Origin of the sequence: Massilia orientalis (genome assembly GCF_030411975.2) — a bacterium.
GTDB classification, from domain to species: domain Bacteria; phylum Pseudomonadota; class Gammaproteobacteria; order Burkholderiales; family Burkholderiaceae_D; genus Telluria; species Telluria orientalis.
Genome location: NZ_JASNRB020000014.1, coordinates 87,717 through 111,152, shown reverse-complemented (window position 1 = coordinate 111,152; position 23,436 = coordinate 87,717). Strand labels below are relative to the sequence as shown.

24 protein-coding genes are annotated in these 23,436 nt (G+C 66.9%); 13 read left to right on the top strand and 11 right to left on the bottom strand.

The window, feature by feature from the left end; translation table 11 throughout:
• Positions 1-116 precede the first annotated feature (116 nt).
• Together mnmA and QPK29_RS22000 are read right to left on the bottom strand one after the other, a co-directional pair.
• Positions 117-1,232: a tRNA 2-thiouridine(34) synthase MnmA gene (gene mnmA, locus QPK29_RS22005; RefSeq protein ID WP_371771329.1), complete on the bottom strand. Its 1,116-nt coding sequence runs from the start codon at positions 1,230-1,232 to the stop codon at positions 117-119.
• A gap of 1 nt (position 1,233) precedes the next feature.
• Positions 1,234-1,737: an NUDIX hydrolase gene (locus QPK29_RS22000; protein WP_056123922.1), complete on the bottom strand. Its 504-nt coding sequence runs from the start codon at positions 1,735-1,737 to the stop codon at positions 1,234-1,236.
• A 247-nt stretch (positions 1,738-1,984) separates the two neighbouring features.
• Here QPK29_RS22000 and QPK29_RS21995 point away from each other — a divergent pair, with 247 nt between their 5' ends.
• From QPK29_RS21995 to QPK29_RS21985, 3 genes are read left to right on the top strand one after another with little or no spacing between them, the layout of a single operon-like run.
• Positions 1,985-3,097 (top strand): Re/Si-specific NAD(P)(+) transhydrogenase subunit alpha, encoded by a 1,113-nt coding sequence (locus QPK29_RS21995; protein ID WP_371771328.1) that lies wholly within the window; start codon positions 1,985-1,987, stop codon positions 3,095-3,097.
• A 16-nt stretch (positions 3,098-3,113) separates the two neighbouring features.
• Positions 3,114-3,467, top strand: a complete 354-nt coding sequence (locus QPK29_RS21990) for an NAD(P) transhydrogenase subunit alpha (protein WP_371767338.1) — start codon at positions 3,114-3,116, stop codon at positions 3,465-3,467.
• Positions 3,464-4,921, top strand: coding sequence for an NAD(P)(+) transhydrogenase (Re/Si-specific) subunit beta (locus QPK29_RS21985; protein WP_371771327.1), 1,458 nt, complete (start codon positions 3,464-3,466; stop codon positions 4,919-4,921). The genes QPK29_RS21990 and QPK29_RS21985 overlap by 4 nt, the downstream gene beginning before the upstream one ends.
• On the opposite strand, the gene QPK29_RS21980 is transcribed toward QPK29_RS21985, so the two are convergent.
• Genes QPK29_RS21980 through QPK29_RS21965 form a run of 4 tightly spaced genes read right to left on the bottom strand, consistent with a single transcriptional unit; the run spans position 4,922 to position 9,227 of the window.
• Positions 4,922-6,094: an FAD-dependent monooxygenase gene (locus QPK29_RS21980; RefSeq protein WP_371771326.1), complete on the bottom strand. Its 1,173-nt coding sequence runs from the start codon at positions 6,092-6,094 to the stop codon at positions 4,922-4,924.
• The gene (gene pepP, locus QPK29_RS21975) at positions 6,087-7,436 is read right to left on the bottom strand and encodes a Xaa-Pro aminopeptidase (protein WP_371771325.1); all 1,350 of its coding nucleotides are present in this window, start codon (positions 7,434-7,436) and stop codon (positions 6,087-6,089) included. Before pepP ends, QPK29_RS21980 begins: the two co-directional genes overlap by 8 nt.
• Positions 7,433-8,158, bottom strand: coding sequence for an N-acetylmuramate alpha-1-phosphate uridylyltransferase MurU (murU, locus tag QPK29_RS21970; RefSeq protein WP_056123940.1), 726 nt, complete (start codon positions 8,156-8,158; stop codon positions 7,433-7,435). Before murU ends, pepP begins: the two co-directional genes overlap by 4 nt.
• Before the next feature lie 10 nt (positions 8,159-8,168).
• Positions 8,169-9,227, bottom strand: coding sequence for an aminoglycoside phosphotransferase family protein (locus tag QPK29_RS21965; RefSeq protein WP_160410660.1), 1,059 nt, complete (start codon positions 9,225-9,227; stop codon positions 8,169-8,171).
• Positions 9,228-9,539: 312 nt separating this feature from the next.
• Here QPK29_RS21965 and QPK29_RS21960 point away from each other — a divergent pair, with 312 nt between their 5' ends.
• From QPK29_RS21960 to rsmA, 4 genes are read left to right on the top strand one after another with little or no spacing between them, the layout of a single operon-like run.
• Positions 9,540-11,801 carry an LPS-assembly protein LptD gene (locus QPK29_RS21960; protein WP_056123946.1) on the top strand — a complete coding sequence of 754 codons (2,262 nt, stop codon included), beginning with the start codon at positions 9,540-9,542 and terminating at the stop codon, positions 11,799-11,801.
• 46 nt (positions 11,802-11,847) lie between these two features.
• Complete coding sequence (locus QPK29_RS21955) at positions 11,848-13,269, top strand: peptidylprolyl isomerase (RefSeq protein ID WP_371771324.1); 1,422 nt, start codon at positions 11,848-11,850, stop codon at positions 13,267-13,269.
• Positions 13,269-14,339, top strand: coding sequence for a 4-hydroxythreonine-4-phosphate dehydrogenase PdxA (gene pdxA, locus QPK29_RS21950; RefSeq protein ID WP_371771323.1), 1,071 nt, complete (start codon positions 13,269-13,271; stop codon positions 14,337-14,339). The genes QPK29_RS21955 and pdxA overlap by 1 nt, the downstream gene beginning before the upstream one ends.
• Before the next feature lie 4 nt (positions 14,340-14,343).
• On the top strand, positions 14,344-15,123 hold the full coding sequence (gene rsmA / locus QPK29_RS21945; RefSeq protein ID WP_371771322.1) for a 16S rRNA (adenine(1518)-N(6)/adenine(1519)-N(6))-dimethyltransferase RsmA: 780 nt from the start codon (positions 14,344-14,346) through the stop codon (positions 15,121-15,123).
• On the opposite strand, the gene QPK29_RS21940 is transcribed toward rsmA, so the two are convergent.
• Both QPK29_RS21940 and QPK29_RS21935 read right to left on the bottom strand, forming a co-directional pair.
• A complete protein-coding gene (locus QPK29_RS21940) occupies positions 15,124-15,822 on the bottom strand; it encodes an anti-sigma factor family protein (RefSeq protein ID WP_371771321.1) in 699 nt (232 codons plus the stop codon).
• Positions 15,819-16,307 (bottom strand): RNA polymerase sigma factor, encoded by a 489-nt coding sequence (locus tag QPK29_RS21935; protein WP_371771320.1) that lies wholly within the window; start codon positions 16,305-16,307, stop codon positions 15,819-15,821. The genes QPK29_RS21940 and QPK29_RS21935 overlap by 4 nt, the downstream gene beginning before the upstream one ends.
• 89 nt (positions 16,308-16,396) lie before the next feature.
• Between QPK29_RS21935 and QPK29_RS21930 the strand changes: the two genes are divergently transcribed.
• Both QPK29_RS21930 and QPK29_RS21925 read left to right on the top strand, forming a co-directional pair.
• Positions 16,397-17,671, top strand: coding sequence for a S8 family serine peptidase (locus QPK29_RS21930; RefSeq protein WP_371771319.1), 1,275 nt, complete (start codon positions 16,397-16,399; stop codon positions 17,669-17,671).
• A 95-nt stretch (positions 17,672-17,766) separates the two neighbouring features.
• Entirely contained in the window at positions 17,767-18,330 is a 564-nt protein-coding gene (locus QPK29_RS21925) for a hypothetical protein (RefSeq protein WP_371771318.1), read from the top strand.
• A 4-nt stretch (positions 18,331-18,334) separates the two neighbouring features.
• Here QPK29_RS21925 and QPK29_RS21920 read toward each other — a convergent pair whose 3' ends face one another.
• Entirely contained in the window at positions 18,335-19,111 is a 777-nt protein-coding gene (locus QPK29_RS21920; protein ID WP_371771317.1) for a hypothetical protein, read from the bottom strand.
• Between the two features lie 226 nt (positions 19,112-19,337).
• Between QPK29_RS21920 and QPK29_RS21915 the strand changes: the two genes are divergently transcribed.
• The gene (locus tag QPK29_RS21915; protein ID WP_056123971.1) at positions 19,338-19,532 is read left to right on the top strand and encodes a hypothetical protein; all 195 of its coding nucleotides are present in this window, start codon (positions 19,338-19,340) and stop codon (positions 19,530-19,532) included.
• A gap of 20 nt (positions 19,533-19,552) precedes the next feature.
• A complete protein-coding gene (locus tag QPK29_RS21910; RefSeq protein WP_200951814.1) occupies positions 19,553-19,723 on the top strand; it encodes a hypothetical protein in 171 nt (56 codons plus the stop codon).
• A 345-nt stretch (positions 19,724-20,068) separates the two neighbouring features.
• Here the strand turns inward: QPK29_RS21910 and QPK29_RS21905 are convergent, their stop codons facing one another.
• Complete coding sequence (locus QPK29_RS21905; RefSeq protein WP_056123975.1) at positions 20,069-20,776, bottom strand: hypothetical protein; 708 nt, start codon at positions 20,774-20,776, stop codon at positions 20,069-20,071.
• A 23-nt stretch (positions 20,777-20,799) separates the two neighbouring features.
• The gene (locus QPK29_RS21900; RefSeq protein WP_056123977.1) at positions 20,800-21,399 is read right to left on the bottom strand and encodes a hypothetical protein; all 600 of its coding nucleotides are present in this window, start codon (positions 21,397-21,399) and stop codon (positions 20,800-20,802) included.
• Between the two features lie 232 nt (positions 21,400-21,631).
• Here QPK29_RS21900 and QPK29_RS21895 point away from each other — a divergent pair, with 232 nt between their 5' ends.
• Together QPK29_RS21895 and hrcA are read left to right on the top strand one after the other, a co-directional pair.
• Positions 21,632-22,354 carry an HAD family hydrolase gene (locus QPK29_RS21895; protein ID WP_371771316.1) on the top strand — a complete coding sequence of 241 codons (723 nt, stop codon included), beginning with the start codon at positions 21,632-21,634 and terminating at the stop codon, positions 22,352-22,354.
• 60 nt (positions 22,355-22,414) lie between these two features.
• On the top strand, positions 22,415-23,428 hold the full coding sequence (hrcA, locus tag QPK29_RS21890; protein WP_056123982.1) for a heat-inducible transcriptional repressor HrcA: 1,014 nt from the start codon (positions 22,415-22,417) through the stop codon (positions 23,426-23,428).
• Positions 23,429-23,436: the final 8 nt, after the last annotated feature.

Genomic DNA, 23,436 nt, shown 5'->3' with positions numbered 1-23,436 from the left:
CCTCGTTAATTTCCGTGTGGCAATATACCGAGAGATTACGACATTTTTGTGTCAGATACGATGGACAAATGACAATCGCGCACAAAAATGCCGTGGCTGCGGGACGAACGCAACAATCAGACGGCGCTCGCCGTGTCGATGATGCCGCCGCCCAGGCAGACGTCGCCGTCGTACAGCACGGCCGACTGGCCCGGCGTCACGGCCCATTGCGGGTCGGTGAAGTCGAGCGTGAAGCGGTCGAGGCCTTCCGGCGTCACCGTGCACGGTACGTCGGCCTGGCGGTAGCGCGTCTTGGCCGACAGCGCACGCGAGGTGTCCGCAACCCCGGGCGGCTCACCGGCGATCCAGCTGGCCTGGCCGGCGCCGAGCTTCTCCGACAGCAGCCACGGGTGATCGTGGCCCTGCACGATGTACAGCGTGTTGGTGGCGATATCCTTGCGCGCCACGAACCACGGCTCGCTCGTACCGTCGGCATTCTTGTGCGACTTCAGGCCGCCAATGCCGATGCCCTTGCGCTGGCCCAGCGTATAGAACGACAGGCCCACGTGCTCGCCCACCGTCTGGCCGTTATCGAGTTTGATCGGGCCCGGCTTGTGCTGCAGGTAGCGGCCGAGGAATTCGCGGAACGGGCGCTCGCCGATGAAGCAGATGCCGGTCGAATCCTTTTTCGCCGCATTGGGCAGGTTCAGCTTTTCCGCGATCTTGCGCACTTCCGTCTTGGCGATCTCGCCCAGCGGGAACAGCGATTTCGACAACTGCGCCTGGTTCAGGCGGTGCAGGAAGTAGCTCTGGTCCTTGGTCGAATCGAGCGCTTTGAGCAGCTCGAATTTTTCGCCGTTCTGGCGCACGCGCGCATAGTGCCCGGTCGCGATCAAATCGGCGCCCAGCTTCATCGCGTGGTCGAGGAAGGCCTTGAACTTGATCTCGGCGTTGCACAGCACGTCCGGGTTCGGCGTGCGGCCGGCCTGATATTCGCGCAGGAATTCCGCGAACACGCGGTCCTTGTATTCGGCGGCGAAGTTGACCGCCTCGATGTCCACGCCGACGACGTCGGCCACGCTGGCCGCGTCGATCCAGTCCTGGCGCGTGGAACAATATTCGGAATCGTCGTCGTCTTCCCAGTTCTTCATGAACAGGCCGACGACTTCATAGCCCTGTTCCTTCAACATCCAGGCCGCGACCGAGGAGTCGACGCCGCCCGACATCCCGATCACGACTTTCTTTTTGTTCATTTCAGGTTACGTCCGGTTTGAGAGTGAGTCCGCCGTCGAAGACCGAGTGGTCCGTGTACAGCAGGTCCAGCGGGGTGCGCTTGCCCGCCAGGTAATCGTCCACGCAGCGCAGCACGATGGGGCTGCGGTGGCGCTCCTGGCACGCGGCCAGTTCGTCGCGCGTGAGCCACAGCGTGCGCAGGATGCCGTGGTCCAGTGCCTGGTCGTACTGCCTGCCGGCCTTGCCGCAGAACGTGAAGCGCAAATACGTCACGTCGTGCCCGCGCGATTTCGAGTGGTAGCGCGACAGATACATGCCGACGAGGGCCTCCGGGATGAACTCGTGCGCCGTCTCTTCCATCGCCTCGCGGATCACCGCCTGTTCGAGCGATTCGTGCGGGTCGAGGTGGCCGGCGGGCTGGTTCAGGCGGATGCCGTCGCTGGTTTCTTCTTCGATCAACAGAAAGCGGCCATCGCGCTCGATGATTGCGGCGACGGTGACTGACGGTCTGAAGGTATGGGTCATGCGCGTCCTTGTAGTGAGCCGACATTCTACCTTGATGGAACGTGCGTTGCTCGGGCGCACGCTGCGGTGCAACAGTTCCGGACAGGTTGGAATATTGATGTGCAACAAAAAGCGTGAAACTTTAGCTAGGTTCTCGGGGGCTTGGCCACGAAAATTGCCGATCTGTTTACGAAAAACCACTCATCTGTATTGATCGAGTGCATTACATGCTAGATTGTAGACAGTTTATCAATTATACGGAGGCATCATGAGAATTGGTGTGCCGGCCGAAACGAGGCCGGGCGAGACGCGTGTCGCAGCAACTCCCGAAACCGTCAAGAAGCTGGCTGCCCAGCACGAAGTGATCGTGCAATCGGGCGCCGGCCTCCACGCTGCCGCGATCGATGATGCCTATGTCGCCGCCGGCGCCCGCATCGTCACGGCGGAAGACGCCCTCGGGGCCGACCTCGTCCTGAAAGTGCGCAGCCCGGATGCCGAAGAACGCGCGCTGATGAAACCGGGCGCCGCCCTCGTCGGCATGCTGAACCCGTTCGATACCGACAACCTGGCCGCGCTGGCCCAGCAGCGCATCACGGCGTTCGCGCTCGAAGCGGCGCCCCGGATCACGCGCGCCCAGTCGATGGACGTGCTGTCGTCGCAGGCCAACATCGCGGGCTACAAGGCCGTGATCATGGCGGCCAACGCATACCAGCGTTTCATGCCGATGCTGATGACGGCCGCCGGCACCGTGAAAGCGGCGCGCGTGCTGATCATGGGTGTCGGCGTCGCCGGCCTGCAGGCCATCGCGACCGCGAAGCGCCTGGGCGCCGTCATCGAGGCGTCCGACGTGCGTCCGCCCGTGAAGGAGCAGGTGGAATCGCTGGGCGCCAAGTTCATCGACGTGCCGTTCCTCACGGACGAGGAGCGCGAGATCGCGAAGGGCGTGGGCGGCTATGCGCGCCCGATGCCGGCCGACTGGATGCGGCGCCAGGCGGAACTCGTGCACGAGCGCGCGAAGCTGGCGGACATCGTCATCACGACCGCGCTGATCCCGGGCCGCAAGGCGCCGGTGCTGATCCTTGACGAGACGGTGCGCGCGATGAAGCCGGGCTCCGTGATCGTCGACATGGCCATCGAGCAGGGCGGCAACTGCCCGCTGACGGAACTGGGCAAGACGGTGATCAAGCACGGCGTGACGATCATCGGCGAGCCGAATTTGCCGGCGCTCGTGGCGGCCGACGCGTCGGCCCTGTACGCGCGCAACGTGCTGGACTTCCTGAAGCTCGTGATCGACAAGGACGGGAAGCTCGTCATCGACCGCGAGGACGAGATCGTGCGCGCGGTGCTGGTCGCCATCGATGGCGACGTGTTACGCAAATAGAAGGGGAGGAGACGCCATGGAAATCAGCCATACCATCATCAACCTGATCATCTTCGTGCTGGCGATCTACGTCGGCTACCACGTCGTGTGGACCGTCACGCCCGCGCTGCACACGCCGCTGATGGCGGTGACGAACGCCGTCTCGGCCATCATCATCGTCGGCGCCATGCTGGCGGCCGGCCTGACGGAAGGCCTGACCGGCAGGGTTGCCGGCACCATCGCCGTGGCGCTGGCCGCCGTGAACGTGTTCGGCGGCTTCCTCGTCACCCAGCGCATGCTGGAGATGTTCAAGAAGAAGGAACCGAAAGCGAAGCCAGCGCCAGGCGCGAAGGATGCCGCCGGTGCCGTCCGTGCCAAGGAGGCCGCATGAACATGATCAGCATGAACGTCGTGACGCTGCTGTACCTCGTGGCGTCCGTGTGCTTCATCCAGGCCTTGAAGGGCTTGTCCTCGCCGTCGACCGCGCGCATGGGCAATGCGTTCGGCATGACGGGCATGGGCATCGCCGTCCTCACGACCATCGCCCTGATGTTCAAGCTGAAGGAGCAGATGCAGACGGGCGGCATGGGTTTTGGACTCGTGCTGCTCGGCGTCGTGGTCGGCGGCGCGATCGGTGCCGTGGCCGCGAAGCGCGTCGAGATGACCAAGATGCCGGAACTGGTCGCCGCGATGCACTCGCTGATCGGTCTCGCCGCCGTGTGCATCGCCATCGCGGCCGTCTCCGAACCGTGGGCTTTCAACATCGCGGCGCGCGGCGAAGGGCTCCCGTTCGGTAATCGTCTCGAACTGTTCATCGGCACGTTCGTGGGCGCCGTCACGTTCTCCGGTTCCGTGATCGCGTTCGGCAAGCTGGCCGGCAAATACAAGTTCCGGCTGTTCCAGGGCGCGCCCGTGCGCTACCCGGGCCAGCACATGATCAACCTGGTCGTCGCCCTCGCCATCATCGGCCTGGGGTTGGTTTTCTGCTTCTCGGATGGCGCCGCGCCCGCATGGACGCCGTATATCGTGATGGCCGTGCTGTCGTTCATCCTGGGCGTGCTGATCATCATCCCGATCGGCGGCGCGGACATGCCCGTCGTCGTGTCGATGCTGAACTCGTACTCCGGCTGGGCGGCGGCCGGCATCGGCTTCTCGCTGAACAACTCGATGCTGATCATCGCGGGCTCGCTCGTGGGATCAAGCGGCGCGATCCTCTCGTACATCATGTGCAAGGCGATGAACCGCTCGTTCTTCAACGTGATCCTGGGCGGTTTCGGCGGCGAGGCGGCAGCGGCAGATACGGGCGGCGCGAAGGAACAGCGCCCGGTCAAATCGGGCTCGCCGGAAGACGCGGCGTTCATCCTGCAGAACGCGGAATCCGTCATCATCGTGCCGGGCTACGGCCTCGCGGTGGCGCGCGCCCAGCACACGGTGAAGGAGCTGGTCGACAAGCTGACGGAACACGGCGTGCAGGTGCGCTACGCGATCCACCCGGTGGCGGGACGCATGCCGGGCCACATGAACGTGCTGCTGGCGGAAGCGGAAGTCCCGTACGACCAGGTCGCGGAGATGGAAGACATCAACGGCGAATTCGGCCAGACGGACGTGGTGCTCGTGCTGGGCGCGAACGACGTCGTGAACCCGGCCGCCAAGGATCCGAAGTCGCCGATCGCGGGGATGCCGATCCTCGAGGCCTATAAAGCCAAGAGCATCATCGTCAACAAGCGGTCGATGGCGTCCGGGTATGCGGGGCTGGACAATGACCTCTTCTATCAGCCGAACACGATGATGGTGTTCGGCGATGCGAAGAAGGTCATTGAATCGATGGTGAAGGCGGTCGAGTGATTACCTGCGGCCGAACATCATCAGTTCGGCCAGCAGCATCCGCGCAGGTTTGACGGTATCCAGCGCGGCCAGCGCGAGCCCGAACAGCGGCTGCAACGGTCCCGTGTTCGCGAACACGCGCGCCATCGCATCCGTCGTGCGGATGATGGCGCCGCGGTCGCGCGCGCGTTCTTCCGCGAAGCGCGCCAGCGCGTCCGCGATGCCGTGATCCTGGTCGATGCCGCGCGCGAGCAGGCGCGCCAGCACGGCCGCATCGCGCAGGCCGAGATTCAAACCTTGTCCCGCGACCGGGTGCAGCGTCTGCGCCGCATTGCCGATGGCGACCGTGCGTGCGCTGAAACGAGGATCCGCATTCAGCCCCAGCGGAAAGGCCGCCCGTTCGGACGCGCGCGTAAAGGTGCCGAGACGTTCGCCGAACGCGTCGCCCAGCTGGCGCAGGAATTCCGGTTCGCCCAGGTCCAGCAACTGCTGCGCGCGTTCCGGCCGCACGCACCACACGAGCGCATATTGATGGCCGTCGGCGCCGTCCTGCGGCAGCAGCGCGAGCGGGCCTTCGTCCGTGAAGCGTTCGAAGGCGCGGTGCGGGATCGCCTGGCTGCCCGACACGCGCGCGATGACCGCGGTCTGCACGTAGTCGCGCCGCCGGGTGCGTTCCGCCTGTTCGCCGAATACGCCGCCCTCGGCCTGCACGGCCACCTTCGCATGGAGCTTGCGGCCATCGTCCAGGTCGAGCACTACGCCGTCGCGGTCTTCGTGGAGCGCCGTCACGCGCACGGGGCGCAAGGTCTGCACGCCCTCGCGGTCGCAGGCACGCACCAGCGCGTCGACGACGTCGCCGTAGCGCGCCACATAGCCCAGCGCGTCGACCGCGTGTTCGGCGCGGTCCATCATGCTGCGGCCCAGGTGGCCGCGGCGCGATACGTGGATCTGGTGGATCGGCGTCGCGTGCGGCTGCACGTTGGCCCACGCGCCCACGTCGACGAGCAGCTGGCGGCTGCCCCACGACAGCGCGATCGAGCGCGGATCGGAGACCGCCTGGCCCAGCGCCTTCGCGTCGACGAGCGCGATGCGCCTGGCGTCCACGCCGCGGCGCGCCATCAATGCCGCCAGCGCGAGGCCGACCGGGCCGGCGCCGCAGATCGCGACATCGACGGAGAGCGTCTCTTCAGCCATGCGTGGTCCCCACGATCGCTTCGATCTCGGCCACCGTCTTCGGCGCGGACGCCGTCAGCAGGCGGTAGCCGTCCCCGGTCACGACGACGTCGTCCTCGATGCGGATGCCGATGTGCCAGAAGCGTTCCGGCACGCCGTCCGCCGGGCGCACGTAGATGCCCGGTTCCACCGTCACGACCATGCCTTCCTGGAGCGGGCGCGAAGGTTTGTCGGCCTGCGTGACGTCGCGGTAGGCGCCCACGTCGTGCACGTCCATGCCGAGCCAGTGGCCCGTGCCGTGCATGTAGAACGGGACGTGGGCCTTGTCGGCGATGGCGTCGTCGACGGTGGCGTATTTCGTCTTGTCGACGAGGCCCAGGTCCAGCATGCCCTGCACGAGCACGCGCAGCGCCGCTTCGTGGAAGGCGCTATACGGCCGGCCCGGTGCGATGGCCCTGAACGCCGCGTCCTGTGCCGCCAGCACGAGCTCGTAGAGTGTCCGCTGGGCGTCCGTGAAGCGGCCATTCACCGGGAACGTGCGGGTGATGTCGGACGCGTAGCCATCCAGCTCGCAGCCGGCGTCGATCAGCACGATGTCGCCGTCCTGCATCTGCCGGTCGTTGACGTTGTAGTGCAGGATGCAGGCGTTCGGGCCGGATGCCACGATGGGCGTGTAGGCAGGGAACTGGGCGCCGTGCTTGCGGAACGCGTACAGCAGTTCCGCTTCCAGCTCGTACTCGAACATGCCGGGCTTTGCCGCGCGCATCGCGCGTGCGTGCGCGCCGCCCGAGATCTCGCCGGCGCGCAGCATCAGCGCCTGTTCGTCGGCGTCCTTGATCAACCGCATTTCGTCCAGCAGCGGGAGGACGTTCACGACCGTGTCGGGCGCCGTCGTGCCGGTGCGGCCTTGCGCGCGCACGGCCTTGATCCAGCCGGTCACCTGCGCATCGAGCGCCGCGTTCGACGCCACCGAGTAGTACAGCGCGGGCGCATTGGCGAGGATGCGCGCCATGTGCGTATCCAGTTCGGAAATGGGATAGGCGTCGTCGAAACCGAACGCCGTGCGCGCCGCTTCCGGGCCGTGGCGGTAGCCGTCCCAGATCTCGCGTTCGACGTTCTTCTCGCGGCAGAACAGGATGGCGCGGGCCGGCTTGCCGCCATGCGCGGCGGCGAGTACCAGCACGCTTTCCGGTTCCGTGAAGCCGGTCAGGTAGTAAAAGGAACTGTCGTGGCGGTAGGGGTAGTCGCTGTCGCCGTTGCGCAGGACTTCCGGCGCGGTGGGCAGCACGGCCACGCTGCCGGGCTGCATCTGCGCGGCCAGGCGCGCTCGCCGTTTCCCGTACTGTGCCGCGTAATCCATCATGCCCCAGCCTTCGCGACGGAGCCTGGCGGCGCGTTGAGTTCTTCCAGCTGGCGCACGGTGCCCACGTTGACCCATTGGCCGTCGTAGATCTCGCCGCCCACGCGACCCTGATCAATGAACTTGCGCATCAGCGGGCCGAATTTCAGGAACTCGCCCGCCTTGATCCCGTCAAACATTTCAGGACGATAGACGCCGATGCCGGCGAAATTCCACTTCGGGTTGCCCTCGTTGGACAAGGTGTACATCGTGAGGCCGAAGTCGCCGTCCGGGTTGTGCCACGGGTTCGGCGTCAGGTACAGCCAGGCGATGTCGCGCTTCTCGGTCGGAATGAGCTGGCCGACGGCGTCGTGGTCCTTCAGCACGTCGAGAACCTGCTCGAAGTCGAAGTAGGGCGCGTAGATGTCGCCGGAGACGGCCAGGAACGGTTCGTCGCCGAGCAGGTGCAGGGCGTTGGCGATGCCGCCGGCCGTTTCCAGCGGCGTCGGCTCGTGCGAGTAGACGATGCGCGCGCCGTAGCGGCTGCCGTCGCCCAGCTCTTCCTCGATCATGTGGCCGAGGTGCGAGTGGTTGATGACGATGTCCTTGATGCCGGCGCGCACGAGGTTCAGCACGTGCCAGGTGATCAGGGGACGGCCCCGCACCTTGAGCAGGGGCTTGGGGCAGGTGTCGGTCAGCGGACGCATCCGCTCGCCGCGGCCTGCGGCGAAGATCATGGCTTTCATCGGCTTGTCTTCAGAAGGTGTAGCCGACCTGCGGCGCCTTGTCCTCGAGCGCGTCGAGCAGGCGCAGGAGCGGCTTGAGTTCGGTGTAGCGGTTGGCGGTCTTGCGCACGTAATCGATTACCGTGGGCAGGTCGCCCAGGTAGTGGGATTTGCCGTCGCGGTAATTCAGGCGGCAGAAGATGCCGAGGATTTTCAGGTGGCGCTGCAGGGCCATGTATTCGAAGTCGCGGTAGAACGCGTCGATGTCCGGATTGACGGGCAGGCCGACCTGCTTCGCGCTTTGCCAGTAACGCACGACCCAGTCCAGCACGAATTCCTCGTCCCACTGGATGTAGGCGTCGCGCAGCAGCGAGGCCAGGTCGTAGGTGACGGGGCCGTAGACGGCGTCCTGGAAATCCAGCACGCCCGGGTTGCCCTGGTCGAGGAACATCAGGTTGCGCGAATGGAAATCGCGGTGCATGTAGACCTGCTGTTGCGCGAGCACGTTCGCCGTGATCGCCTCGAACACTTTATCCAGCTGGGCGCGCTGGATGTCGTTCAGCCTGGCGCCCAGGTGGCGTTCGATGAACCACTCGGGGAACAGGTTCAGCTCGCGCAGGACGAACGCGCGGTCGAATTCCGGCAGCACGCCGGCCTGGCTGGTCATCTGGAACTTGATCAGGGCGTCGATGGCGTCCGAGTACATGAACGGCGCGTTGTCGACGTCCAGGCGCTGCAAATAGGTCGTCGTGCCGAGGTCGGACAGCAGCAGGAAGCCGGCTTCCACGTTGCGGGCCACGATGGCGGGCACGGTGACGCCGGCGTCGCGCAGCAGGCCGTCGACGTGGATGAACGCGGGCACGTTTTCGCGCTCCGGCGGAGCGTCCATGGCGATGAGCGTATCACCCAGCTTGTCGCGTAGCGCCGGCACAACATCGAGGCGGAAGTAGCGGCGGAAACTCGCGTCGGCCGACGCGGGGCGCAGGCTGGCGACGTCGACCAGGTCCAGCGAGACGAGCCATTCGGTCAGCTGGGCGAGGCGGGCATCCTTGTCAGAGGCGGAGGGAGCGTGTTGGGGCGAAGAAGACATGAAGCGTCCCGGTGAACGGGTTCGTGACTGGTTGGTAAGTTTGCCCATGCGCGGGCAGGGCGGTTCGGGTGTAATGATACGTCATTTGCACCCGCATCGGACCATCCGGGGCTAAGGTGGGAAAGATCCCATTGTTAAAATTGTATCTATCGGTAAAAATCATTTCCCTTTGAAAATCAAAGGGTTATGGTCCACCGTCGCGCTTCCAAAGTATTACCGTTGGGCCGACTAACGCGACCGTGCCGCACGAATTCCCCTATAATAAGGGATTCAATCCAAACAATCGCCCTCCATGGTGCAACGCGATCTTTCATGAGCTGGATGACGGCCCTACCATTCCCGCGGCGGCGAACTGCCGCCGCTGTGTCCGCCCTCGTGGCCGTGGCCGCGGGACCGCTGTATGCGCAAACGGCGACACCGGCTGCCCCCCGCACCGACGAGCAGGACCTGCCGATCACGATGCGCGCCGAGTCGTTCAGCGGCCGCCCGGACCGCATCCTGAACATGGAGCGCAACGTCGAGATCACGCGCGGCGCCACCGGCGTCACGGCGGACACGGCGTGCTACCGCCGCGTCGAGGACGAGGTCACGGCCGAGGGCCACATCACGATGTGGCGCTTCGGCGACCGCTACAAGGGCGACGCCCTGCAGCTGAACCTGGAAACGGGTAAAGGCTGGGTGCTGCATCCCGAATATCGGCTGGTGATGAACAATGCGCAGGGCAAGGCGCAGCGCATCAACTTCCTGGGCGAGGACCAGGCCGTCGTCGTCGACGGCACGTACAGCACGTGCGAAGGCCCCGATCCGGACTGGTATCTTAAATCCAGCACGCTGCGCCTGGACCAGGGCCGCGACGTCGGCACGGCCGGCAAGACGATCATCTATTTCAAGGACGTGCCCATCATCGGCACGCCGGCGCTGTCGTTCTCGCTGTCGGGCGCGCGCCGCTCCGGCTGGCTGCCGCCGACGATCGGCGTCGGCTCCAAGGGTTCGGCCGAGCTGATGGTGCCGTATTACGTCAACATCGCGCCCAACCGCGACCTGACGCTGTTCCCGCGCTACATCTTCGCGCGCGGCCTGCAACTGGGCGCGACGGGGCGCTACATGGGCGAGACCGACCGCGGTCCGTACCACGGCGAGACGCACGTCGAATACCTCGCGAACGACCGCCTGGCGCACCGTAATCGCTGGTGGGTCGACACGCTGCACAACCAGTACCTGGACTCCAACTGGACGTTCGGCTGGAACGCGCACGCGGCGTCCGACAACGAATACCCGTCCGACTTCTCGCGCACCGTTGCGGCCAGTGCCGAGCGCCAGCTGCTGCGCGAACTGCGCACGGACTACTACGGCCAGTACTGGAACCTGACGGCGCGCGTGCAGAGCTACCAGGTGCTGCAGGATCCGGGCGCCGTCGCGAATCCGGACCTGACCGTGGCCACGCCGTACAACCGCCTGCCGACGATTAACTTCCACGCCGGCCGCTACGACGTGCTGGGCGGCTTCGACTGGGCGGTGGACGCGGAAGCGACGCGCTTCACGCACCCGGACGACAAGCAGGTGCAGGGCGACCGCGCCAACATGGTGGCGCAGGTGAGCTATCCGTGGGTGCATCCGGGCTGGTTCGTCACGCCCAAGCTGATGCTGCACGCGACGCAGTACAACCTGACGCACAACGCAGTCGGCGCCGACGACAAGATCTCGCGCGTGCTGCCCACGTTCTCGCTGGACAGCGGCCTCGTATTCGAGCGCAAGACGTCGCTGTTCGGGCCGGACGGCACGCAGACGCTGGAGCCGCGCCTGTTCTACGTGCGCACGCCGTACAAGAACCAGGACGACATCCCGAACTTCGACACGGGCGTCGCCGGTTTCAACTACGCCCAGCTGTTCACGGAAAACCGCTTCGTCGGCGCCGACAAGGTGTCGGATGCGAACCAGCTGACGGCGGCGATCGTGTCGCGCTTCATCGAGTCCAACGGCGCCGAGCGCCTGCGCCTCGCGGTCGGCAGCCGCTATTACTTCACCGATCCGCGCGTGCGCCTGAACTCGAACGAGCAAAGCAACCAGACCCGCTCGGACGCGCTGGTCGCGGCGTCGGGCCGCATTTCGGAATCGTGGACCTTCGACAGCGGCGTACAATACGATGCACAGGCGCGCAGCCTGTACAGCTCGAATGTCGGGGTGCAGTGGCAGCCGGCCCCGATGAAGGTGTTGAACGTCGAATACCGCTACCAGCGCGACACCTTCGGCATCGCCAACGGCTTCCGCAACGCCGACGTCTCGGGCCAGTGGCCGCTGTCGCAGCGGTGGTATGGTGTGACCCGGGTCAGCTACTCGGTGCGCGACCGCAAGCTGCTCGAGAGCCTCGTCGGGCTCGAGTACAAGGCGGATTGCTGGGTGTTCCGCATGGGCGCACAGCGCTTCGTGACCGCCGCGCAGAACGTCTCGACGACGAGCTTCTTCCAGCTCGAACTGAACGGCCTGTCGCACCTGGGCTTCGGTAATCCGCTGGAGACTTTCAACAAGAGCATTCCCGGCTACACCCGGCTGAACACCAACGTCGGCCGCCCCTGACCGGGCCATGGACAACTAGATACCTGAAATGAGTGCTTTCCTGAATATGCGTACTACCCGTCTGTCTCCGCTCCGCCCGCACCAGCTCAAGCTCGCGGCGGTGCTGCTGTGCGCCCTCGCCACCGGCGATGTCCTGGCCCAGGCCGCATCTACTGCCAAATCGGCTGCTCCCGCCGCCGCACCGTCGACGAAACCAGGCACCGGCTTCCTGCCGCCGGCGTCCAGCAACGCCCACGTGATCGATTCCGTGTACGTGATCGTCAACGACGAAGTCATCACCAAGCGCGAAGTCGACCAGCGCATGGCCGAGATCGCGCAGCGCCTGAAGGCGCAGGGCGCCCAGATGCCGGCCGAGGAAGACCTGCGCCGCCAGGTCGTCGAGGCCATGATCACCGAGCGCGCCCAGCTCCAGCTGGCCAAGGAAATGGGCGTGCGCGTCGACGACACGACGCTCGACCGCGCCATCGGCCGCATCGCCGAAAACCAGAAGATGACCGTGCAGGACATGCGCAACGCGATGGAGAAGGACGGCCTGCCGTTCTCCCAGTTCCGCGAGCAGATCCGCAACGAGATCATGATGCAGCGCCTGATCGAGCACGAAGTCGACAGCAAGATCCAGGTGACCGACGCCGAGATCGACACGTACATGGCCGCCGAGAAGGCCGCCGCCGCCGACCGCGTGGAGATGGACATCTCGCAGATCCTCGTGCGCATCCCGGAAAACGCGTCGCCTGAACAGATCGCCGCCCGCAAGGCGCGCGCCGACGAAGTGGCGCGCCAGCTGCGCACGGGCGCCGACTTCGCCAAGATGGCCGCGACGTATTCCGATTCGCCGGACGCGCTGAAAGGCGGTTCCGTCGGCTGGCGCGACCCGGACCGCCTGCCCCCGATCTTCGCGAGCGAGCTGCACAAGCTGAAGCCGGGCCAGGTGACGCCGGTGATCCGCACGAACGTCGGCTTCCACATCATCAAGCTCGTCGACCAGCGCAAGCTGGCGGATGCGCAGAAGGCCGACCAGGCCGTCGTGCAGCAGACGCACGCGCGCCACATCCTGCTGAAGATCACGCCGACGCAGAGCGAGGACGACGCCCGCAAGAAGCTCACCGAGATCAAGCAGAAGATCGACAGCAAGCAGGCGACCTTCGAAGACATGGCGCGCCAGTACTCGAACGACGGTTCGGCCTCGAAGGGCGGCGATCTGGGCTGGCTGTTCCCGGGCGACGCGCTGCCGGAATTCGAGAACCCGATGAACGCCCTGAAGCCGGGCGAGATATCTGGCGTCATCAAGACCCCGTTCGGCCTGCACCTGATCCAGGTCGTCGAGCGCAAGTCGGAAGACGTGTCGAAGGAGAAGGAACGCGCGGCCGCGCGCCAGGTCCTCACCGACCGCAAGCGCCAGGAAGCGCTGGAAGACTGGAGCCGCCAGGTCCGCGACCGCGCCTACGTCGAGTTCCGCGAGGACAAATAATGACATCGAGCCTACGGCTCGCGCCAACCTCGCGCCCACGTCCCACGCTGGCGATCACGGTCGGCGAGCCGGCCGGCATCGGTCCGGAGATCTCGATCCGGGCCGCGTGGGCGCTGCGCGCCGACGCGCGCTGCGTGCTCGTGGGCGATGCCGCCTTCCTGTCCCTCACGGCGAGCCTGATCGACCCGGCCATCCGCCTGTCCGCGATCTCCACGCTGGCGCTGCGCCACAGCGGCCTGCCGCACTTCGGCCCGGACATCATCCCCGTCGTCGACGTGCCGCTCGACGCGCACGTCGTCCCGGGCAAGCTGGACGCCGCCAACGGCCGCGCCGTGCTGGCCACGCTCGATCTCGCGATCGAGGGCACGCAGGCCGGCTGGTGGGACGCCATCGTCACGGCGCCGCTGCAGAAAAGCACCATCAACGATGCGGGCGTCGCGTTTTCCGGCCACACGGAATACCTGGCCGAGAAGACGGAGACGCCCAAGGTCGTCATGATGCTGGCCGGCTCGCCGGGCGCGGATCAATCGTACCTGCGCGTGGCGCTGGCCACGACCCACCTGCCTTTGAAAGACGTGCCGGGCGCCATCACGAAGGACAGCCTCACGCAGGTGCTGGACATCCTGCACGCGGACCTCGTGCGCAAATTCGGCATCGCGGCGCCGCGCATCCTCGTGACGGGCCTGAACCCGCATGCGGGCGAAAACGGCTACCTGGGCCGCGAAGAGATAGCCGTGATCACGCCCGTGCTGGACGATGCGCGCGCACGCGGCATCGACGCGCGCGGCCCGTATCCGGCCGACACGCTGTTCCAGCCGAAGTACCTGCGGGACGCCGACGCGGTACTGGCCATGTACCACGACCAGGGCCTGCCCGTACTCAAGCACGCGACGTTCGGCCGCGGCGTCAACATCACCCTCGGCCTGCCGCTGATCCGCACGTCCGTCGACCACGGCACGGCGCTCGACCTGGCCGCCACAGGCCTGGGCGAGGCCGATTGCGGCAGCATGGAAGAGGCGATCCGCGTCGCCGTTTCGATGGTGCGCGCGCAACAGCAACAACCCGCATAAGACAATGAAACACGTAGCCCGCAAGCGCTTCGGCCAGAACTTCCTGACCGACGACCACGTCCTTCACGACATCATCGAAGGCATTAACCCCCGCCGCGGCGACACCATGGTCGAAATCGGCCCGGGCCTGGCCGCGATGACGGCGCTGCTGCTCAAGGAGCTCGACCACATGCACGTGGTCGAACTGGACCGCGACCTCGTCGCGCGCCTGGAAAAAGCGTATCCGCGCGAACGGCTGACCATCCATTCGGGCGACGCGCTGAAATTCGATTTCGGCGGCATCCCCGTCCCGGAAGGGAAGAAGCTGCGCGTGGTGGGCAACCTGCCGTACAACATCTCCAGCCCGCTGCTGTTCCACCTGGCCGATTTTGCCCACCTCGTCGAGGACCAGCACTTCATGCTGCAGAAGGAAGTCGTCGAGCGCATGGTGGCGGAGCCGGGCACGAAAGCCTACAGCCGCCTGTCCGTGATGCTGCAGTGGCGCTACGACATGGCCATGCTGTTCGTCGTGCCGCCGACGGCATTCGATCCGCCGCCGCAAGTCGATTCCGCCATCGTGCGCATGGTGCCGACGCGGCGCCAGCTGCCGGCCGACGCGGCCACGCTTGGCGCCGTCGTGCAGAAGGCGTTCTCGCAGCGCCGCAAGGTGATCCGCAACTGCGTGGCCGGCATGTTCACCGAACAGCAGCTCGTCGACGCCGGCATCGATCCGGGCGCGCGTCCGGAGGCCGTGGGGCTCGAGCAGTACGTGGCGCTGGCCAACATCCTCAAGCCGCAAGGCTGATCAACGCGCGGGCCGCCATCCGCGCGCCCGCGCCGCTTCCTCGCCCGCCGCGTCGAGCGGCCTGTCCGCGATGCGCGCGTCGATCGCGTCCAGCACGGCCGGCGGCAACGCGCTGCCGGCCTGGCGGTAGCCGCCCGCCGCTTCCTTCTCCGCCTCGGCCAGCACGGGAATCTTCCACTGTCCGCCTTCCCGGCACGCGAGGCCGGCCGACGCGCCCATGACGAAGCCGCGGCAATAGGCGCCGTCGCGGGCGGCGAAGCTGACGCCCACTTTCACCGCGCCCTCCGCCTTGCCGCCGACCTGGCGGTCCAGCGCGGCCGCGAGTTCTCCCTGCGCCAACACCTGGTTGCCGTTGCCGGCGATGGCCGGACCGCCGCCGCCAGGGATCATCCGGCCGGCCAGGACGCCGACGACGAGCGTGGCCGCCAGCGCGCCCCATTCCGGCCACGACCAGCGCCGCCGCTTGTCGCGCTCCACAGCCAGAGATACGACGGGTGCCGGCGGCCGCAGCCGCGCTGGCACGGGTTCGTCGAGGATGCCGGCAAACGCGGCGGCCACGTCCGCGCGCAGGGCGCGGTGGCGCTCCACGGCGGCGGCGATGGCGGGATCGGTGCGCATCGCCTGTTCGATGGCGGCCCGTTCGGCGGCTTCGAGCTCGCCGTCGGCATAGGCCATCAGGGTGTCGTCGGAATACGTCATGGTGTCCTTCGTGTAGGGTCGGCCAGCAGTTGCTGCAGGGCGTCGCGGGCGCGTGCGAGGCGGCTCGTGAGCGTCCCGACGGGGATCTCGAGCACGTCGGCCGCTTCCTTGTACGGCAGGCCGTCGACAAGCACGAGGCCGACGACGAGCCGGTGTTCCTCGGACAGCAGGCTGATCGCCTTCTGCAGCGCGAGCCGCTGCTGGTGCGCCTGCGCGGTGTCGTCGCCCACGTGTTCGCCTTCCTCCTCGGGCGCGAACAACTCGGCGCGCCGCGTCCGGCTGCGCACTTCGTCGATCCACGCGTTCTTGATGATCCGGAACAGCCAGCTGTCGAGCCGCGTGCCCGGCTCCCATTGCTCGCCGCGGCCGAGCGCGCGCTCCATCGCGATCTGGACGAGGTCGTCCGCGTCTTCGCGATGAAAGGTCAGTGCCCGCGCGAAGCGGCGCATGCGGGGCAGCAGGGCGGCAATGTCGTCGGCAAGCATGGTCTCTATGAGATAAACGATCCGGGCAGGGATTTTCTTCCCGGTGCCGTTCGTTATTGGGGTATCAGCCAATCATATATGATCCACTCATGAGTCTCTTCGTAAATATGCGTGCTCTCGTGGCCCTGGCACTGCTGTGCGCCACCGCCTCCGCGCACGCGCAGCTGGGCCTGCCCTCGCTGCCGCTGCCCAGCCGCATCGGCCCGCTGGGGCTGGACGGCGTGCGCCGCCCGGTCGACCGGTTGCTCGACCGCGCGCCGTTGCCGGATCTCGGCAACCTGCGCCTCGACACCGTCCGGCGCCTGCTGCGCGACCATCCGGACCAGGTCGAGGCCGACCCGCGCGGCGAGCCGGCATTGCGCGGCGAGGTGCTGGCGGGGGCGCCGTCCGAGGCGGCCTTGCAGGCAGCGCGGGCCGCGGGCGCGTCGGTCGTACGCGACGAGGTGTTGCCGGGGCTGGGCGAGCGCATGGTGGTGCTGCGCCTGCCGGCCGGTGCGTCGACCGCGGCCATGGTCGAACGCCTGCGCGCCATCGATCCCGCCGGCAGCTACGATTTCAATCATGTCTACACGGGCAGCGGGGCGGCGGGCGGCGTGCGCGCCGGGGAGGGAGCCGCCGTGCGCATCGGTCTCGTCGACAGCGGCGTCGATGGCGACCACCCCGTGTTCGAGGATGCCGCGATCACGCGCTGGGGCTGCGGCGGCCAGGTGAGTCCCGCGCCGCACGGCACGGCGGTGGCGGCGCTGATGGTCGGGCGTTCCGACTACCTGCGCGGCGCGGCGCCGGGCGCGCGCCTGTACGCGGCCGACGTGTATTGCGGCAGCCCGGTGGGCGGCGCGGCCGACCGCATCGCCGCCGCGCTGGGCTGGCTCGACCAGCAGCAGGTCGGCGTCGTCAACATCAGCCTCGTCGGCCCGGCCAATGCGTTGCTGGCGCGGGCCGTCGCGGCGATGCAGGCGCGGGGACACCTGCTCGTGGCCGCCGTCGGCAACGACGGGCCGGCGGCGCTGCCGCTGTATCCGGCCAGTTATCCCGGCGTCGTCGGCGTGACGGGCGTCGACCGGCGCGGCCGGCCGCTGCCGGAAGCGGCACGCGGGCCGCAAGTGAAATTCGCCGCCCCGGGCAGCCAGATGGTCAGCGCCACGCCGGGCGCGCCGCCGTACCGCCAGGTGCGCGGCACGTCGTTCGCGGCGCCCATCGTCGCGGCCCTGCTGGCGCAGCGGCTGCCCCGGCCGGACCCGACCGGCGCCGCGCGCGCCGTGGACGCGCTCGCGCGCGAGGCCGGCGGCGCCGTCGCGAACGGCGAGACCGGGTACGGCATCGTCGGCGCCAACCTGCGTACGGACCCGGCGGACCTGCGCTGAAAAATTTTTTTGAAGGGATGGAAGAAAACGGCGAACCCAGCCGTTTTCCTTGTATCGGCGGTGAGAGACACCGCCCCATCACAAGGAGAACAGTCATGAAAGCCAAGTACATCACCCTCGTCCTCGCCCTCGGTCTGGCCACCCAGGCCCACGCACAGCTGCTCGGCGGCCGGCTCGGCGGCTCATTGGGCGGCTCGCTGGGCGGTTCCATGGGCGGCCTCAGCGGGATGAGCGGCATGAACGACATGGGCCGCGTGCACACGATGGGCGGCACGCTGCGCGACGAGACGGCTGGCCGCGCGCGCCGCGCCACCAGCCAGCCGGCAGCCGAGAGCGCACCCGCGCAGCGACCGGGCCTGCTGGCGGGCGCCGGCAGCCTGGCAGGAAATGCGAGCGCCGGAAGCGCAGCCCGCGCAGAGGGGTCCGGCTCGGCCAGCGTGGATGGTCGTGCCGTCACCGGGGCACTCGGCGGTGCCGCCGGCGCGGCCCGTGGCGCGGCAGGCACCGCCCGCGGTGTCGTCGGCTCGGTTCGCGACACGGCATCGTCCATGAGCGGCAGCGTGGCCGTCGAAGGCAGCGCGAGCGGTTCAGCGGCGGGCAGCGCGGGCGGCTCGGGCACGGGCGCGAGCCAGGCATCCGGTACCGCGTCGCGCCAGTAAGGCGTTACATATCCCCTTGCCAGTACCGGCGCGCCTTGTCGAACACGCGCGCGCCGATCTTTCTTCCCACGTCCTGACCGGGCCCCGGTCCCGCCTGCGCCGCCAGGTCCGTGAATGTGACGTCGTCCAGGATGTCGCTGCCCGTGAAGCGGCGCAGCGCCTCGGCGGCGGCAAAGGCGGCGCACACGTCGTCGCGCGCGGCGTGGTCCGCGTCGGCCAGCGCATTGGCCAGCACGAAGAACAGCAGCACGTCGCGGTCGTCGTCATGCCCGGCGCGAAGGGACACGCGCTGCGCCACGTCGCACCACACCGCGACGAGCGCCAGCGGCCGTGCGGCGGCGGCCGGGCGGACCTCTGCCGGCATCAGCGCGAACGGCTGGTCGCGGTGGCGGACGTCGAGCAGCGCGGCCGCCTGCATGCGCCCGATGCCCTCGGGCGTGAACAGACCGGCATCCGTGCCCGCATCCGCGCCAGACCGGGCGTCCAGGCCGGCGAGGACCGCATGGGCCGCACGACCCATCGCGGCGGCCTGGCTGGCGGCGTCGCGTTCGGCCCGCGGCAGGCGCACGGCCACGCCATGCGCGGTCTGGCCGGCGTGATCGTCGTACGCCGCCCACGCGTTGTACATGCAGGTATGCACGAGGGCGAGCGCACGCGCGGGCTCATGTGCGAGTGCCACGGTGCCGATCGTTCCGAGTGCCAGCGCATTCCAGGCCCGCACCGTCGCCAGGGGCGTAGCCGCCCCGTTTGCCTCGAGTTCCAGGATGTTTTGCCGATCCATGTCGCCCCCTTTGTGCCCTCGAGAAGTATCGCCAGCGAATCCGACCCGGCTGTTGAGCGTTCTCATGCGTCGGCTGCTCATGCGGCAACGCACCATCCGCTTTTTGGGCGCGCTTTTGATCCTTCCATCCCGTGTTTTTTGCGTTTCGTCGCACGCCGGTGGAAGGGAAGGGGGCGGTCGCCTACAGTGACACCATCGACGAAACAAACACACAAGGAGAGCCAAAATGAACGTCCTCAAACACATGGAAGCCATCTTCCTCGCAGCCGCCGTCCTCGTGGGTGTGACGAGCGCCGCACACGCCGCCAGCATCGCCAAGCACGCCCGCTACGACGCGCAGGTGACGATCGAAGGCCAGCAGATGGCCGTCGTCAAAGTGACCGCGAAACGCCTCGCCGCCGTCGGCAAAGCCGCCATCTGAACACGTCAAGGAGAGCCCAAATGAACATCCTGAAAAACATGGAAGCCATCTTCCTCGCAGCCGCCGTCCTCGTGGGTGTGACGGGCGCCGCGCACGCCGCCAGCGTCGCCAAACACGAGCGCTACGATGCGCAGGTAACGATCGAAGGCCAGCAGATGGCCGTCGTCAAAGTGACCGCGAAGCGCCCGTAACACCCGTAGTGGAAGCAGCTGCCGCCCGGCAGTGATGACGCAGAACGCGCAGCTCGAGAGCGCCGTTCGGCCCCGGCCCCAGAGGCCGATCGCACCAGACAACACCGGCACCTCCGCCGGCACCCCGCAGACCTCGACCAGCCGCGACGGCATGCCGCCGCAGGGACGCTTGTTGCCGTATGGGCGAAAAAAAAGCCCGCTGTTGAGGCGGGCTTAAATCCAATTCTTTCTGAGGAGAGTTGGAGGAGACAGGTGCAATTATGCTGCGCTACAGCATATCAGTCCAATTTTTGTTTCGCATATTCGTTATAAGAATTTGCGATATCTCATCCATTCTCTCTGGGCTCAGTTATTGACGCAGGTCACGACCAGGTTGCCCACGCCGCCTGCCGCTTCCGCCGCATCGTCCATCGTGCCGCCGCCGAAGCCGTTCGCGCCGCCGGTAACGGTGCAGGTCTGGGCCGGGCTGGTGGGCTGGGTCAGGACGGTCACGCCATAAGTCGTGTTGTACGGAACCGAGTTCATGATGAGGGCCACGTCCGCGCCGGTCGGTTTCTGGTTGGCGTCCAGCGCGGGGCTGACGCCGATGGTACCCGTCGTGCTGCCGTTTGCCAGGACGAGGCCGGTACCGGTCAGGCCCTTGACCGTGCCGCCGAGCGGGTAGGCGTTGATGGCGCAGACGAAGCGGATGTCGATCCTGGCCAGTTGGCCGGCCGTGCCGTACGGCAGGTATGGCGATGCCGCGCATTGCTGGTGTTTCGGCTGGGTGCCGCCGACCGGGGTGTGATTGGTGACGACCGCGCCTTTCGGGATCACTTCATAGATCTGGCCGTATTCGATCTGGTTCGGGAAGACGGCCGTGACGTCCTGGCCGGCCGTGGCCGGCGGATTGATGGGCAGGTCCTGGCCGTTCGTGCTCAGGACCAGGCCCGGGTATTGCAGGCCGGAGACCGTGACGTTGATCGGGAACGTGGCCTTGCCGCCACCGCCGCAGGCGGCCAGCGTGGCCAGGATCGCGAGGGCGAAGGCCGGACGCGCGAGGGAAAACTTCATGTGGGTCTCTCCAGATTCCAGATTTAAGCGCAGGTGACGGTGACGGTCGTGTCTTCGGTCGCGCCCATGGTGCCCGCACCCTTGCCGTTGCCGCCGCCGCTGACGGTGCAGGTCTGGCCGGCCGGCTGCTGCAGGACGGTGACGCCGTATGCGCCGTCTTCGTTCACGGGTGCCATCGGCACGGTTGCGGTGCCCGCCGCGACTTCCTTGCGGTCGGCGCCATTGATGATCACGAGGCCGCTGGTCGTCAGGTTGACGATGCTTGCGGTCAATTTACGCTGGCGGATCGCGCAGTCCACGCGAATCTGTGCGATCGTGTAGTAGTTGGCGCGCGCCTTGCCGTTGGTGACGATGCAATCCGAGATCTTCTCGACGTTCGACGGGACGCTCTTGACCGTGATGTTGAACTGGTCGTCGGTCGAGATGCGGTTGTTGAACTGGAACGAGGTGTAGGGCGTCGTCACGGCCAGGTCTTCGCCGTTATTCGTCAGCACCAGACCGTCCTTGGTGACGTTATAGACCGCGCCGGTCAGGTACAGGTCGCCGCTCCCGCCGCCGCAGGCGGACAGGCCCAGCGCGCATGCCAGCGCTACAACGCCGGCACGCAGGATCGAGCTCTTCATAAAATCTCCACAGTGGAATGGGTGGCGCGCGGACGCTGCGCCGGTACGGCTGAATAGAAAAATGCCCATCATTTTAGTGCATTTGGCAAGCTGCGGCCCTATTTGGCTTTGTATCACGGTGTAACCATTAGCCCGTGTCCGGGGCGCCATTGCTTTTCGGCGCTGCCCTCGTTATGCTTGGACCGCTCCTTTCCACTCTCCAAGCTTCGTTTCCGGAGCCGCAATCCCGACCATGAACACGCGCCGCGCCTGGCCCAAAGCCATCCTGTTCGACCTCGACGACACGCTGTGGCCCATCGCTCCCGTGATCCTGCAGGCCGAAGAGAAGCTGTTCGCGTGGCTGCGCGAGCACGCGCCGCGCGTGGCCGATCGCTTCACCATCGACACCCTGCGCCAGGCGCGCCTGGAGCTGCTGGCGAGGAAGCCCGAATTCCAGCTCGATCTCGGCAAGCTGCGCCATGCCGGCCTCGTCGATGCCTTCCAGCAGGCCGGCGAGGATGCCGCCAAGGTCGAGCACGCGATGGCGCAGTTCTTCGCCGCGCGCAATGCCGTGATCCCGTACGACGACGTGCTGCCGGGCCTGCTGAAACTGAAGAACCGCGTGCTGATCGGGTCGATCTCGAACGGCAACGCCGACCTGCGCACGATCGGCCTGTCGCACCATTTCAAGGTGTCGGTGGCGGCGTCGGCGTTCGGCGTCGCCAAGCCGGATGCGGCGATCTTCCTGGCCGCCTGCGAGGAGCTGGGCGTGGCGCCCGAGGATGCGGTCTACGTCGGCGACGACGTGCTGCTCGACGTGCGGGGCGCCCAGCGCGCCGGCCTGCGCGCCGTGTGGATGAACCGCACGGGTTCGACGAAGCACATGGAGCACGAAGTCGTGCCGGATGCGATCGTAAGCGACTTCGACGAGTTGCTGGACTGGCTCACGCGCGAACACGAACAACAGCGCGGATAAAGCACAAGCGCGCATCGAGCGTGCATAATGACATAAATGAAACGAAATCCTGGCTAGACCATGCAACTCGATAACCGTGCACAAACCCTGTTGAAAGCCCTGGTCGAGCGCTACATCGCCGACGGCCAGCCGGTCGGTTCGCGCGCGCTGTCGAAGATCTCCGGCCTCGACCTTTCTCCGGCCACGATCCGCAACATCATGGCCGACCTCGAGGAAATGGGCTACGTCGCCAGTCCGCACACGTCGGCCGGCCGCATTCCCACGCCGCGCGGCTACCGCCTGTTCGTCGACACGCTGCTCACCGTGCAGCAGATCGACGAGAACGCGGTCGAAGCCGGCATGCGCCTGCCCGCGCACCAGCCGCAGAAGGTGATCGCTAACGCGGCGCAAATGCTGTCGTCGCTGTCGCAGTTCGCCGGCGTCGTGCAGAGCCCGCGGCGCGAATCGGCGTTCCAGCAGATCGAATTCCTGCGCCTGTCGGAAAAGCGCATCCTGCTCGTCATCGTCGACCCGCGCGGCGACGTGCAGAACCGCCTGCTGCTGACCGACGTGGATTATTCGCCGTCTCAGCTGATCCAGTCCGCGAATTACCTGAACCAGCATTTCGCCGGCCTGTCGTTCGACCAGGTGCGCGCGCGCCTGACGGGAGAATTGCGCCAGCTGCGCGACGACATGGGCCGCCTGATGCAGGCCGCGGTGGAGGCGGGCAGCGAAGCGCTGGCCGAGACGGACGACATGATCATCGCGGGCGAACGCAACCTGCTCTCGGTGGCCGACCTGTCGTCCAACATGAGCTCGCTACGCCAGATGTTCGAGATGTTCGAGCAGAAGACGGGCCTCATGCAGCTGCTCGACGTGTCGAGCAAGGCCGGGGGCGTGCAGATCTTCATCGGCGGCGAATCGAAGCTCGTGCCGATGGACGAGATGAGCGTCGTCACCGCGCCGTACGAAGTGAATGGCAAGATCGTCGGCACCCTCGGCGTCATCGGGCCCACGCGCATGGCCTATGAGCGCGTGATCCCGATCGTCGACATCACGGCCAAGCTGCTGTCGAATGCGCTGAGCCACTCCTGAGCGGAGCG

Coding starts and splice junctions, on each gene's coding strand:
- pepP (WP_371771325.1), bottom strand. CDS start 7,436: ATGATGGATTACGCGGCACAGTACGGGAAACGGCGAGCGCGCCTGGCC.
- QPK29_RS21895 (WP_371771316.1), top strand. CDS start 21,632: ATGAACACGCGCCGCGCCTGGCCCAAAGCCATCCTGTTCGACCTCGAC.
- pdxA (WP_371771323.1), top strand. CDS start 13,269: ATGACATCGAGCCTACGGCTCGCGCCAACCTCGCGCCCACGTCCCACG.
- QPK29_RS21980 (WP_371771326.1), bottom strand. CDS start 6,094: ATGGCTGAAGAGACGCTCTCCGTCGATGTCGCGATCTGCGGCGCCGGC.
- QPK29_RS21955 (WP_371771324.1), top strand. CDS start 11,848: ATGCGTACTACCCGTCTGTCTCCGCTCCGCCCGCACCAGCTCAAGCTC.
- hrcA (WP_056123982.1), top strand. CDS start 22,415: ATGCAACTCGATAACCGTGCACAAACCCTGTTGAAAGCCCTGGTCGAG.
- QPK29_RS21940 (WP_371771321.1), bottom strand. CDS start 15,822: ATGACGTATTCCGACGACACCCTGATGGCCTATGCCGACGGCGAGCTC.
- murU (WP_056123940.1), bottom strand. CDS start 8,158: ATGAAAGCCATGATCTTCGCCGCAGGCCGCGGCGAGCGGATGCGTCCG.
- QPK29_RS21900 (WP_056123977.1), bottom strand. CDS start 21,399: ATGAAGAGCTCGATCCTGCGTGCCGGCGTTGTAGCGCTGGCATGCGCG.
- QPK29_RS21920 (WP_371771317.1), bottom strand. CDS start 19,111: ATGGATCGGCAAAACATCCTGGAACTCGAGGCAAACGGGGCGGCTACG.
- mnmA (WP_371771329.1), bottom strand. CDS start 1,232: ATGAACAAAAAGAAAGTCGTGATCGGGATGTCGGGCGGCGTCGACTCC.
- QPK29_RS21995 (WP_371771328.1), top strand. CDS start 1,985: ATGAGAATTGGTGTGCCGGCCGAAACGAGGCCGGGCGAGACGCGTGTC.
- QPK29_RS21965 (WP_160410660.1), bottom strand. CDS start 9,227: ATGTCTTCTTCGCCCCAACACGCTCCCTCCGCCTCTGACAAGGATGCC.
- QPK29_RS21985 (WP_371771327.1), top strand. CDS start 3,464: ATGAACATGATCAGCATGAACGTCGTGACGCTGCTGTACCTCGTGGCG.
- QPK29_RS21925 (WP_371771318.1), top strand. CDS start 17,767: ATGAAAGCCAAGTACATCACCCTCGTCCTCGCCCTCGGTCTGGCCACC.
- QPK29_RS21935 (WP_371771320.1), bottom strand. CDS start 16,307: ATGCTTGCCGACGACATTGCCGCCCTGCTGCCCCGCATGCGCCGCTTC.
- QPK29_RS21930 (WP_371771319.1), top strand. CDS start 16,397: ATGAGTCTCTTCGTAAATATGCGTGCTCTCGTGGCCCTGGCACTGCTG.
- QPK29_RS21960 (WP_056123946.1), top strand. CDS start 9,540: ATGAGCTGGATGACGGCCCTACCATTCCCGCGGCGGCGAACTGCCGCC.
- QPK29_RS22000 (WP_056123922.1), bottom strand. CDS start 1,737: ATGACCCATACCTTCAGACCGTCAGTCACCGTCGCCGCAATCATCGAG.
- QPK29_RS21915 (WP_056123971.1), top strand. CDS start 19,338: ATGAACGTCCTCAAACACATGGAAGCCATCTTCCTCGCAGCCGCCGTC.
- QPK29_RS21905 (WP_056123975.1), bottom strand. CDS start 20,776: ATGAAGTTTTCCCTCGCGCGTCCGGCCTTCGCCCTCGCGATCCTGGCC.
- QPK29_RS21910 (WP_200951814.1), top strand. CDS start 19,553: ATGAACATCCTGAAAAACATGGAAGCCATCTTCCTCGCAGCCGCCGTC.
- rsmA (WP_371771322.1), top strand. CDS start 14,344: ATGAAACACGTAGCCCGCAAGCGCTTCGGCCAGAACTTCCTGACCGAC.
- QPK29_RS21990 (WP_371767338.1), top strand. CDS start 3,114: ATGGAAATCAGCCATACCATCATCAACCTGATCATCTTCGTGCTGGCG.